The organism is Alteromonas sp. ABH4_453 (genome assembly GCF_056160665.1).
In genome coordinates this window covers 218,919-230,859 of record NZ_JBSWXP010000008.1, presented here as the reverse complement: position 1 = coordinate 230,859, position 11,941 = coordinate 218,919, and the positions used below count along the sequence as shown (strand labels likewise).

The 11,941-nt window shown below is 44.8% G+C and carries 10 protein-coding genes; 8 read left to right on the top strand and 2 right to left on the bottom strand.

Features of this window, described 5'->3' with window-relative positions; translation table 11 throughout:
- The first annotated feature begins 44 nt into the window (after positions 1-44).
- The 4 genes from ACXAGV_RS16680 (at position 45) to ACXAGV_RS16665 (ending at position 2,297) form a co-directional block, all read left to right on the top strand.
- A complete protein-coding gene (locus ACXAGV_RS16680) occupies positions 45-221 on the top strand; it encodes a hypothetical protein (RefSeq protein WP_202942624.1) in 177 nt (58 codons plus the stop codon).
- A 100-nt stretch (positions 222-321) separates the two neighbouring features.
- The gene (locus tag ACXAGV_RS16675; RefSeq protein WP_474874206.1) at positions 322-1,014 is read left to right on the top strand and encodes a TonB family protein; all 693 of its coding nucleotides are present in this window, start codon (positions 322-324) and stop codon (positions 1,012-1,014) included.
- 9 nt (positions 1,015-1,023) lie between these two features.
- A complete protein-coding gene (locus ACXAGV_RS16670) occupies positions 1,024-1,626 on the top strand; it encodes an RNA polymerase sigma factor (protein WP_474874205.1) in 603 nt (200 codons plus the stop codon).
- 2 nt (positions 1,627-1,628) lie between these two features.
- A complete protein-coding gene (locus tag ACXAGV_RS16665) occupies positions 1,629-2,297 on the top strand; it encodes a hypothetical protein (protein WP_474874204.1) in 669 nt (222 codons plus the stop codon).
- A 93-nt stretch (positions 2,298-2,390) separates the two neighbouring features.
- On the opposite strand, the gene cdd is transcribed toward ACXAGV_RS16665, so the two are convergent.
- Entirely contained in the window at positions 2,391-2,798 is a 408-nt protein-coding gene (gene cdd, locus ACXAGV_RS16660; protein WP_474874203.1) for a cytidine deaminase, read from the bottom strand.
- A 135-nt stretch (positions 2,799-2,933) separates the two neighbouring features.
- Between cdd and nlpI the strand changes: the two genes are divergently transcribed.
- Positions 2,934-3,836: a lipoprotein NlpI gene (gene nlpI, locus ACXAGV_RS16655; RefSeq protein WP_474874202.1), complete on the top strand. Its 903-nt coding sequence runs from the start codon at positions 2,934-2,936 to the stop codon at positions 3,834-3,836.
- A gap of 12 nt (positions 3,837-3,848) precedes the next feature.
- Positions 3,849-5,513 carry an SEL1-like repeat protein gene (locus ACXAGV_RS16650; RefSeq protein WP_474874201.1) on the top strand — a complete coding sequence of 555 codons (1,665 nt, stop codon included), beginning with the start codon at positions 3,849-3,851 and terminating at the stop codon, positions 5,511-5,513.
- 35 nt (positions 5,514-5,548) lie between these two features.
- On the opposite strand, the gene cysZ is transcribed toward ACXAGV_RS16650, so the two are convergent.
- Entirely contained in the window at positions 5,549-6,286 is a 738-nt protein-coding gene (cysZ, locus tag ACXAGV_RS16645; protein WP_474874200.1) for a sulfate transporter CysZ, read from the bottom strand.
- A gap of 262 nt (positions 6,287-6,548) precedes the next feature.
- On the opposite strand from cysZ, the gene smc reads away from it, so the two are divergent.
- Together smc and zipA are read left to right on the top strand one after the other, a co-directional pair.
- Entirely contained in the window at positions 6,549-10,076 is a 3,528-nt protein-coding gene (gene smc / locus ACXAGV_RS16640; protein ID WP_474874199.1) for a chromosome segregation protein SMC, read from the top strand.
- 20 nt (positions 10,077-10,096) lie between these two features.
- Entirely contained in the window at positions 10,097-11,674 is a 1,578-nt protein-coding gene (zipA, locus tag ACXAGV_RS16635) for a cell division protein ZipA (protein WP_474874198.1), read from the top strand.
- Positions 11,675-11,941: the final 267 nt, after the last annotated feature.

Here is an 11,941-nt window from a genome sequence, read left to right as displayed (position 1 = left end):
ATAAATGGTAAGGTTAACTCACACAAATGTGATTAGGGAATGACATGGACTTTTTGTTTAACGTATTGATTTGGGTAGGCGTGGTTATCTTTGCCATATTTTTTATTGGATTTATGGCCGCTGCTAAGCTGAATAAACGCCAAGAAGAAAACCGCGCCAGTCAGACGTCTGCAGAGCCTACTCGAGAAGGCGAAAAGCCGAGTAACCAAAATAAAAGTTAACCTTTCGTTCATTGTAAAACGTCAACGTTAAATAAAAGCGTTCACATTTTTTCACCCCTTTATATCAGTTCCCCCGTTTAGTGAAAAAAGGGGGAACATTATGCAAACAACAATTTTACCAAACGCCAACCCAAAGCACTTAACACACCAAAGTATACTACCGTTTGAAAAAGCGCCTTTCGTTAAACGTGCTTTAAACGCAGCCACAATCGCTATTGCAGGATGTACCGTTACAGCAGGGCTTTTCGTATTAATGGCAGAGCTCATTAAGCAAGACAAAGTAAACATAAGTGAAGCCCCACCGGTGTTCTTTGAGCCCATTATTTACCAACCTGAAGACGAACGGACCATCACTAAAAAACCTATGGTGCCAATTGAGCAGGTAATTAAAACACCACCTCAAAAAGTTATCGAGATTGACCCTGAGCCCAATGAAGGCCCAGGCGGCTTTGAAATTAAAACGCACATCCCTAATACGGCGTTAGATTTGTCGATTAACTTGAACAGTGCGCAAGGTGATATGCAAGCCACACCCCAATTTAGGGTAGACCCCACTTATCCACCTGAGGCCAGTCGCGACGGTATTGAAGGCTGGGTAAAGCTAGGGTTTACGATAAGTGCTAGTGGCTCAGTGTCTGATATTACAGTGCTAGATTCAGAGCCTAAGCGCGTGTTCGATAGAGCTGCACGCAGAGCGCTTAAAAAATGGAAGTACAAACCTAAGCTGAATGGCGGTAAACCTGTTAGTCAATCAGGTATGGTTGTAGTATTAGATTTCAAACTAGAACAATAAGGAATGCCTATGAGTATAGGCGCAAGCTTGCAAAGCCTGTTTCAAGGTAAGCGCGAAAAAGCGCTGGGCGTGAGTGAAAGGCTAATGTTGCGGTACAGCACAAAAGGTGATGAAGCATCGTTAACCGCGCTGTTTGATTTACACAGCCATAAGCTATTTTATTTTTTGAAGGTGTTAAGTGATAGCACTGTTGCAGAAGATATGTGTCAGCGTACTTGGGTTAAGGTTATCGAAAATCGTCACTTATTTAAAAGCGGCGATAATTTTCAGGCTTGGCTTTTCACTATTGGTAGGCGAACGCTTATTGATGAATTCAGAAAAAACGCCAAGCTTGAATTTAACAACGAGGCAGTTGAGTCGTTTTCGTTAAGCGAGTTACTTAAAAATGCACAGTCTTCGGTAGAGGATGACATAGCAAAAGGGATAGAAAAAGACGTGTTTAAGGCATGTATTCAGCAGTTACCCTACAAACAGAAAGAGGCGCTTTCGCTACAGTTTGAAGGTTTTTCGTTAGCGGAAATCGCCACTATTTGCGGCGCTGAAAAAGAAACGGTTAAAACCCGGATACGTTATGCGAAAGACAGCCTTAAAGCCATGCTGGAGAAACTGTAATCATGTCTAGATCAGATAAAGAGCTACAAGATGCGTTTAAACGCAGCCAACAGGTACAAAAGCAAAATGATGAATTGAGCGAGAAGGCTAACGCTCGAATTCGTGAAAGGGTTCTCGCGTACAGCAAGGCAATAGAAAGTGATAGTGGAATTAAACGCGTGCTTGCTGCTACGGCTGCTCATATTTGTGCGTACTTCGCTTCTTCAACCCTACGTTTCACGGCTGTGGCATTTGCTATTGTCGCAATGTTGGGCGTATACAACATAGGAACATTCCAACGTAACCATTCGTCGCCACTGCAGACGGCAGCACACCGTGTAGACATTGTTCAATATCACGGATTCGAAGGGGAAAATAAGCTGCTAGCAGGTAAAGCCGGAGCTGATTACAAAGCGCGATTTAATGCCTATACTCAACAATATATTGAAAGCAATTTAGTCGCTAGAGCAGTTACGTTAGAGCCAGCCACGCTTACAGCGAAAAATGGTTATTGGCGCTTGGTGAGCTGCAAAAATCAGCAAGTTGTGGTTTCCGAAAACCTTATCGCATCATTAAATATTAACGGTCGCATAGAAGGGGATATCAATATTGGCACGCATGTGGCGCTCGCCTTTGATGCGCAAGGAAGAATACTTTCTATTAAACAGTCGAGTAAGCCGTTGATGTGCTGATTTATAGGGCGTTTAGCTGGATGCGTTCGTAAACGAGGTGAGGGCGGTGAAACTTGCTCGAGCCTCGATTACGAACAGTATTTTAGGTATGACTTATTTATCTAGATCGTGCGCTCTAAAGGCATTTGGAAGTAACTCACCAATGGTGGTTTCGAATGTCTCGCCGTTTTGACTTACCATGGTTACGGGAGTTTCATCTGGAGCGAATTCAGCAATTTTCTGTCTGCATCCACCGCACGGAAAGCAAAACTCGTCATTTGGACTGACAATAACAATATGTGATATACGGCTTTGACCATTTGTAACCATATTCCCAATGGCCGTGGCCTCAGCGCATTGTCCTAATGGAAAAGCAGCACTTTCTACATTACAGCCAGAGAAGGTTTCGCCACTTGGAGTAAGCACCGCAGCTCCAACTTTAAAATTGGAATACGGTGAGTGTGAGTTTTTCTGTGCGTCAAAAGCAAGTTGTGATAGTTGTTCTAAATTATTTTTCTTCATAGCTACCTGTGTTAACCACCCAATACGCTTTACTTTTATCATCAAATGCGAGAAGGTTGGCGGCATTAGCGCCGCAACAAGCGTATACTTAATACTCAGGCGGTTTTTTCTTTTTTTATAGAATGCTTTTTTACCATGTGCAGAAACGTTAGTCTCATCTTTTTTTCTCTATTCGCTGCTATTTTGACCGGTTGTGCGCAAACACCGACTGTTTCAGAAAAAACACAAATGGGAAACCTGCTTTTAGCCGAACCTGCGCCCATTAACCCTCGTTCTGAAATGGCTATTGCTCGATACAATCAGGTGCTTACTAGCCCAGCACTTTCGGATGAAGACAAAGCTGAACTGCATTTTCAACGAGGCATGCTATATGACAGTGTAGGTCTTGCTGGCTTAGCGCAGTTTGACTACACCCAGGCAATCAACTTAAAGCCAGATTTGGCAGAAGCCCATAACTCTATGGGCATTCACTATATACAGCAGAGTGACTTTATTCAGGCTTACGATGCCTTTGACTCTACACTGGAAATTAACCCAGAGTACGATTTCGCGTTCTTAAATCGTGGTATAGCGCTTTATTACGGCGGTCGCGCCGAACTCGCGACCAACGATCTAAACCGTTTTTTTGAGAAAGACGACAGCGACCCATTTCGTGCGTTGTGGGCTTACTTTGCTCATCATGACGTGTCAGAACTTGAAGGGCAGAGCTATTTAGCCTCTATTCGACCAACGCTGGATAACAAGCACTGGGCAACGGCGCTGGTGGATTTGTTTCTAGGCACGGTCAATGAAAACGACGTACTTAACTCGTTGTTAGACGGCGTGCAAAGCCAAAAAGCATTAACAGATAGGCTTTGTGAAGCGTATTTTTACTTAGGTAAGTTCCACAACCAACAGGGCAACAGCGGGATTGCATCGAACTATTTTAAACTTGCATTAAGCACAAATGTGTTTGATTACGTTGAGCACCGTTATGCAAGAATGGAGCTAAACCGTTTGCGTGAACAAGCTAGCAACGAACCGGTTAGCGAAGAGTAAGCATTAAGCGTTATGCGAGGCTTATTTTTAGCAGTGTTCGCACTGCTCATAGTTGCGGGCGATAGCGGACGTTACGTCCCCCAGCTTATTGCCAATGCGGCCAGCGTGCTTACGACGTCGAGCCAAGTGTCAGATAGCGACCAAACTGAAAAGGCGAGCTCTGCTTCAGTAAATTCCGCCGGCGGCATGTCACAGCACAACGCAGAATCTATTCCCGACGCTCAAATCGCGGATACTACCGAACGTTTCAGTAATTCTGACTATCACTTTAAGCAAGATGCGCTAGCGCTACTATGGTTAGCCGCAAAGCAGGGCAGTGAAAATGCACAGGCCCGCTTACTTAATGAGTTTGAGCGTGCGCATGCAGCAAATTTCCCTTCTACTAATTTTATTGATGAAGCCACTGCAACCTATTTTCTAGAGAAGCTAGTTAATCTTGAAAATGCAGACGCTGCATGGTTGCTGTACCAAATATTGGGTGAAGAAGGCGCGTCACAGCGCTTTATGCGCTTAGCGGCGCTCGGCGAGGTCGCAGAAGCACAGCTTGCGTTTGCAATGTCTACTGATTCGCCAGAAAAACGTGAGAAGTGGCTTGTTCGTGCTGCCTCGCAAAACTATGTACCTGCACAGGCTGCGTTGGCCGATTGGTATCTTCTACATGGGCAGCAACAGTTAGCGAAACCGCTACTCGCAGCAACCGCTAACTTAGACATGCAAAGTGCGTTTAAGTATGCTCGCCTTCTGTGGGACGAAGGAGAATTTTCTGAGGCCAAGCTGCATTTTAGCTTTGCTGCGAAGAAAGGGCATCTTCAAGCAGAAAAAGCCTTAGAGGCAATTAGTCTTTATACTCCTTATTCGGTAGAACAAGCCATGAGAAAGGCTCCTTTAGCAAATTGGCGAAGTGATGGAGAGTGTCTTCAGCGCGTGCAGCCATTTGCTACCAGCTTAGCTACTATCATGCGTGCTCACAGTCTTTATAACTCATTCAATAACGACAAACGCCTGCAGAACCTTTCTATTTGCCTGGCTCCGCCTATTTGGCTTAAACCCGATGTACTAAATTGCGATCCGGATTATAAAAATGCTGGAGTTTTAGGTTGCGATATTACCCCGTTAGCGAACATCGCGAAAAAGCAGAAATTTAGTCATGCGGTAGTGGTGGCAGAGCAGGGTAAGGCAAATGTTCAAAACGGCGTAATGTATTTAGACATTAGCGACGCTTATTCAGTGTTTGTTCATGAGCTAGCGCACTTCGCAGGCTTCGCGGACGAATATCCTATTGGCAAGGGCATGGCGAATAGGCTGTGCGATGAAGATGGAATAAGTGATTTTGCACCACCAAACCTAATCGTAGACTCTGAATATTGGTATGCACCTCACGAAACGGTCGAAAATTGGCTAGAGATAGATCCTGCAACCATTATTGCACGCGCTAAAACGTGCACCGTATTGGGGGAAAACAGCTATAAGCCCAGCCGCAGAATTACCTTTATGGAACATCACGATAGCGGCGTTATCCCGCCTTTATATTTGGTACTTTGGCAGCAGCAGCTGGAAAAACAAAATGCTCAGCGACCCATTTCAATGAATTTCTTCCAGGCGTTTCACAATAGCGGCAACCAAAAAGAAGCCGCACACTGGTTAGCCGAATACGAAGCCTTTACTGGTGGAAAATAACCGAGGTTATCATTTAAAAAACAACACACTCGCCACTATTTGGCGAGTGTATCTTTAAGCTCTCTCACCCACATAGACGTTGCACCACAAATTGCTACGGGCATAACGATAAAGTTAACAACGGGAATAAGTGAGAATATATTCACCATCATTCCGAACGTCATCGCTTTCCCTTTGTGTTCGCCAAGGTGCAGGCGCATGCGCGTAAAATCTATTTTGTGGTTGTCGTATGGGTAATCGCAGTACTGAATTGCCATCATCCAGGCGTTAAATAAGAACCACAAGACTTGCCCAATAATGGGCAGAAAAAAGAACAATAACAAAAAACCAATAGCGCGAGGTAAATACCAAACCAGCTTGGTGAGTTCGCGGCCTACAGTTCTAGGAATGTCTTTAACTAACGCCATCACGCCCTCGTCACCTAAATCTTGACCCGTTAAATGACGCTCAACCTTTTCTGATAGAACGCCATTAAACGGCGCTGCAATCCAGTTTGCGAGTGTACCAAAGATGAGTGCGAAAATGAGCAATACGCTAATGACTGCTAGGGGCCACAAGAAAAAGCTGATCGCTGTTTTGATCCAGCCTAACCATTCGGGTACAAGATCTATTATATAAGCGATGCCCATTTCTATTTGGCCAAATAAGAAGTAAAAAGCCACAGAAAAAAGCACTAAGTTTATTGTTAGGGGTACAAAAACAAAACGCTTTAATCCTTTGGTTTTTATAAGCGAAAAGCCTTCAAAGAAATAATGTACACCGCCTGAACTCATTCGTACTCCTTCGCGTTTGAAACGCTGTGTTTGTTAACTATCTGCTCTATCATACGCGCTTGGCGTATTCTCTGCCTATCTCAGTGAAATGGTAATTGTTACAAGCTGTTAGATTTGGTAGAGTCGAAGCATAATAACAAAAGAATCTTCCGTGTGATTGCATCATTTCTACATCAACTGCTATTTCAGCCGATGGTTAGCTGGTTTCTGGCTAATATCAAGGCGATACCGCGTGCAGCTTTGTGTATCAGAGGGATGATGTGTGAGGCTTAAAAAAATTAAGCTCGCGGGTTTCAAGTCCTTTGTTGAGCCAACTACCATTCCCTTTCCCGGTGAAATGACGGCCATCGTAGGCCCTAACGGCTGCGGTAAATCGAACGTTATCGATGCTGTACGTTGGGTTTTAGGTGAAAGTTCTGCCAAAAACTTACGCGGCGATGCAATGACCGACGTTATTTTTAATGGCTCTTCGTCACGTAAGCCCGTTGGGCAATGTAGTGTGGAACTCGTTTTCGATAACAGTGCAGGGCGGATAGCCGGCGAATTTGCCAACTACAATGAGCTGTCTGTTAAACGCTTAGTTACACGGGACGCCACCTCTACCTATTTTCTAAACGGCACTAAATGTCGCCGGCGGGATGTGACCGATCTGTTTTTAGGAACAGGGCTGGGCCCCCGGTCTTACGCCATCATTGAGCAAGGTATGATCTCGCGGCTTATCGAGTCCAAACCTCAAGAATTGCGTGTATTCATAGAAGAAGCGGCGGGTATTTCAAAGTACAAAGAGCGCCGTAGAGAAACAGAAAATCGTATAAGGCACACGCAAGATAACCTTGAACGCTTAAATGATGTGCGCGATGAATTGGGCAAGCAGCTTGAAAAATTACAGCGCCAGGCTGCCGCGGCTACTCGTTACAAAACGCTACGGGCGCAAGCTAGAGAGCTAAAAGGCCAGTTAGCAGCCCTTCGTTTTCTGAAAAATAGTGAACACATAGAAGCGCTGCAAAAGCAGCAGCAGGCATTGCAGTTAGAGGTCGACGACTTAGTGGCTCGACTACAGGGCGATGAAGCTGGGCTTGAGTCGTATAAAACCAAGCAGCTGGAAACAAAACAAACGATAGATGATCTTCAGCAGCAGCTGTTTACTACCAGTAACGCAATAACGCGACTAGAGCAAAATGCGCTGCACGCAAAACAACGCAAAGGGCAGGTAGAGCAAGAGTTAGCACGAATTAGCGAGCAACACGAATTGCTTAACCACTCTATTGACGAGGCACGGGAAGCACTTGCGGTATCAAACGAGGCACTTGAAAATATTGAGCCTGAATTTGCCCTTAAGGAAGCAGAGTTAGAGCATGCCAAAGAGAGTTTCGAAGACGCTGAACAAGCGCTAAGAGAATTTAACGCACAAGCGCGAGCGCAAGAGCAGACCTACAATCAACTTCGCCAAAATGTTCAGCAATGCCATAGCCAAATTCAGTCAACTATGAGCATGCAGTTACGCACTTCTCAGCGTATCAGCGAACTACAAGACGAGCTAAAACAGCTAGATGAAGAAGATTTTGCCAGTCAGATAACGCTTTTAGAAGAGCAATGTAGCGAACTCGATTTTGACCTTGATGAAGCTAAGCAATTACTTCAAGAGTCTAATCAAAAGGTGTCGCAGCAACAAGACGAAGTCAACGCAATAGAAGCGAAGCGCCGTGATGCACAGGGCCAGTTGCAAACTGCACTGTCCACAAAAGCTGCGCTAGAAGCGCTTCAGCAAGATGCCTCAAATAATGAAGACGTACTATTAGAAGGGATAGAAAAGCTGTGGCAACAGTTTAGCTCTAACCAAACCCTTGCGCCTTGCGTAGAATCTATTTTACAACACGCAAAAGACCCCGTTGTTGCTAAAAGCCATGACATACAGGCACTGCTGCAAAACCACGCTTATTTGCCAAGCGGTATTAAAGTGTTTACCGATAAGGCGTTTGTAAGCACTGCCAGTTCGGGTTCATTAGCACACGCACTATTAGCTGAATCTAGCACTAATGAATCGTCAACACAGCGTGTTCCCGCATTTTTTAATGACATTTACCTTTGTAGCAACGATGACGAACTTGTGGCAACGATTGAAAGGGCTTTTAACAATGTAGATGAACCTGAAGGTATAGCCAAGGGGTTTACTAGCGCAATATCGCCTTCAGGGTTGTGGGCAAGCTCACAGTGGGTAGTGAAACCTGGCGAAGCAAGCGACGGTGCGTTGCAGCGAGCTAATAAAATTAAGGGCCTGGTAGATAGCATTGAAGAAACTGAAAGGTTTATAGATGAGATTGAGCATTCACTAGAGCGCGCCAAACAGGAACTTGAACAGAGCAAAGGTCAAAAGCAGGCTATTCAGAGCGCCTTGGGTGAAAAAGAAAACCAGCGCGCACAGATTAAAAATAAACTTTCTTTGCTTGAAATGCAGCAAGAGCAACAGTCTACACGCACTGCCAAACTTAATGACGAGTTAGCAAAGCAAGAGTTAATGTTAGCGAAAGAAGAAGAGCAACTAGCCCAACTTTCGGAAAAATTGGAGCTACAAGAAGCGCAAATTCTTGAACACGAAGTACATATTGACGATGTGAACGCTAAGCGTGATGCAAATGAGCGAACTACGTCAGAGCTGCGCGAGTTAGTTGATACATTAACATCGCAAAATCATGAGCTTGCACTTAAAAAGCAGCAACTAGAGAACCATCAGAATTTATATAGCCAACAGGTTACACGTAACCTTCAGCAGCGTGAAGAGTACATAAAAAATAAAGAAAGACTGGAAAAAGAACTTACACAGCTTACGTCTCCTGAAGAAATTCAAGAAGCAGAGCTTCAGTCGTTATTGGAAAACAAAGCGGAATTAGAACAGCTGAAAAGTGCCAAGCAAAGTAGTCTTGAAGATATAGAGCAATGGTTGCGAGAAGCCGAAAAAGGGCATCAAGCGCTGGGTAAAGACATTCAAACGCGACAAACCAATATCGATAAACTTAATATCGATATTGAAGGCTACCGAGTACGTGCAAATACGATTTTAGAGCAGCTTGATGAAACGCAGCAATCGCTGAAGAGCATTCTAGAAACCTTACCTGAAGATGCCGAAGAGAAGCGCTGGCAAGAAGACCTTGAAAAAACGCAGGCTAATTTGCAGCGCTTAGGTGCTGTGAACTTAGCTGCGGTTGAAGAATATGAAACCCAGTCGGAAAGAAAGTCACATTTAGATACACAGCACAACGACCTTACCGAAGCCTTGGAAACGCTACAATCGGCAATTCGAAAAATTGATAAAGAAACCCGCACACGCTTTTCTACCACCTTTGAGCAGGTTAACGAAGACCTTAAAACGTTATTTCCCAAAGTGTTTGGGGGCGGTTCGGCGTATCTTGCGCTTACCGATGACGATTTGTTAGAAACTGGGGTGACGATAATGGCTCGCCCCCCTGGTAAGAAAAATAGTACGATTCACCTCTTAAGCGGTGGAGAAAAAGCACTAACCGCTTTATCATTGGTGTTTGCTATTTTCAGATTAAATCCGGCTCCATTTTGTTTGCTGGATGAAGTAGATGCACCATTGGATGATGCAAATGTAGGGCGCTTTTGTAACTTAGTGTCAGAAATGTCACAAACAGTGCAGTTTATTTATATCACCCACAATAAAATAGCGATGGAAATGGCCAGTCACCTCACCGGTGTTACCATGGCGGAACCGGGAGTTTCGCGCATGGTGGCGGTAGATGTGGACGAGGCTGTAGCCTTCGCAGAAGCATAACAAAGGGCGAAAGAAATTAAATGGAAGATCAATTACGTCTATTTTTACTCCTTGGAGGCACGGTTTTTATTATCGCAGTGCTTGCCCATGGTATTTGGAAAATTCGTAAAAACAGTAAGCCTTCGGAAAAAGAGCGCTTAGAGCCCCGTCAGTGGCAAGATGATAACAATGATGTTGAATCTGACGAGCAAGAAGAATTTGATGAGCTGGGCATTGGCGCGGTGCGCGTGGTTAGTAAATCGCGAAACCAAGAGTATGAGGCTGCAAGCAACGTATCGACAAATAGTGCAAATAGCCCTGCACATCACAATATCAATGAAAGACATGCTTATAGCAGCGAAGAAGTTGATGTCGACGATAGCTTGTCTCAACATGCCGTCTCGAAAGAGCACAGTGATGGAAAAGAGGGCGCACACGGTGAGCATGCTGATAAGCGCCCGAGCAGCGTTGGTAATTCAGCGATGCCGTCTGACGGGAAAGAAGATGCTGAGAATGCACCAAAGCTCTATGGCTCTGTGGTTACGAATCCGAAGCCACACATGAAAGGGCAAGCGCGTCCCGATGGCGCAACAACAAAAGGTGCTAACAGAGGCGACGAAAACCTTGCCGCGTTCCCTGAACCTCCAGGCTTCTTACTTCGCGAAGGCGAAGAGCAAGAGGAAGCGTCTTTAGAGTCACATGCTCAGCGTGAAGAAAGCGAACAGCCAAATACTCCAAGTAATCAAGAGAGAGCGGATAACGCGCAATCACATGTCTCAATTCAGAGTCAGGCGGGCGGTCATCAAGAAAGAGGGCGTGCAGAGCCAGTTCGTTCTGCACAGAAGTTTTATGTCGACCCAACGCTGGAGGAAGAGCCTGAAATAGTGCAGCCGCCGGCTAAAAACGAAAGAGAAGTTGCTGATTTTAGTTTAGATGCACCCGAAGAGTCTGTTTCATCCAGCGATGTTCATGAAGAAAATGAACAGCCGCGACGTTTTGCACGTAATAAACGAAGCAAAACGCCAGTGAAAAGACGTGAAGAGCCGAATTTTGGTGACGATCAAATGCGTATTGATTTTGACTCAAGTGAAGCAGCTAGCGCTGATTTTGGCGATGAAAGCTTTAGTGCTAATGAGTCAGGCAATGATGGCGCTAGCAGTACATCCGAGACCCCTAAGTCGTCGATTGAACCCGAGGTTTTAGTATTAAATGTAAGAACGCCAGAAGGCGAGCCTATTTCAGGCGCTGCACTATTACCTATGTTATTAACATTAGGGTTTAAATTTGGCGATCAAGACATCTTCCACCGCCACGTAAACTCAAATGGCAAAGGGCCAGTGTTGTTTAGCCTTGCTAACATGTTTAAGCCTGGGGTTTTCGATATTGATAACCTAGAGAACTTTGAAACCCAAGGTATTTCACTGTTTATGATATTGCCTATTGAGGGTGACCCTCATCAAGTGTTTAACATGATGCACAATGCAGCCCGCAAATTGGCAGATGAGTTCGGCGCACAGGTACTTGATGGACGCCGAAGCGTATTAACGAAGCAGGGCTTACAGCAATACGTCGAGAAAATTCGTGAGTTCGAGCGCAAGCGTATGATTGCGCGCAGCTAGCGTTAATTTATCACTTGCGCCTCAATCTTATGGATTATTCATGTAGGTGCAAAAACAAAAAAGGACTTGGCTCATACCCAGGTCCTTTTCTATTGATTAGGGTCTGTTGATCTTTGATGTATAACAAAGGCTAGCAAGCCATAGCATTGAAGCGTGGCTGTTCCTTTCACAACCTGACTGAAATAGATCAGATTTTTGCAGCTCATTTGAAACAAACAGCGGCTTTGGCGAATAGGCCTTGGCAACGAATTGTAATATTTTTAACTA

Bases quoted from the DNA above. Each gene is read 5' to 3' on its own strand.
- nlpI (WP_474874202.1), top strand. From the start codon at position 2,934: ATGTGCAGAAACGTTAGTCTCATCTTTTTTTCTCTATTCGCTGCTATT.
- ACXAGV_RS16675 (WP_474874206.1), top strand. From the start codon at position 322: ATGCAAACAACAATTTTACCAAACGCCAACCCAAAGCACTTAACACAC.
- cysZ (WP_474874200.1), bottom strand. From the start codon at position 6,286: ATGAGTTCAGGCGGTGTACATTATTTCTTTGAAGGCTTTTCGCTTATA.
- ACXAGV_RS16680 (WP_202942624.1), top strand. From the start codon at position 45: ATGGACTTTTTGTTTAACGTATTGATTTGGGTAGGCGTGGTTATCTTT.
- ACXAGV_RS16670 (WP_474874205.1), top strand. From the start codon at position 1,024: ATGAGTATAGGCGCAAGCTTGCAAAGCCTGTTTCAAGGTAAGCGCGAA.
- ACXAGV_RS16665 (WP_474874204.1), top strand. From the start codon at position 1,629: ATGTCTAGATCAGATAAAGAGCTACAAGATGCGTTTAAACGCAGCCAA.
- ACXAGV_RS16650 (WP_474874201.1), top strand. From the start codon at position 3,849: ATGCGAGGCTTATTTTTAGCAGTGTTCGCACTGCTCATAGTTGCGGGC.
- zipA (WP_474874198.1), top strand. From the start codon at position 10,097: ATGGAAGATCAATTACGTCTATTTTTACTCCTTGGAGGCACGGTTTTT.
- cdd (WP_474874203.1), bottom strand. From the start codon at position 2,798: ATGAAGAAAAATAATTTAGAACAACTATCACAACTTGCTTTTGACGCA.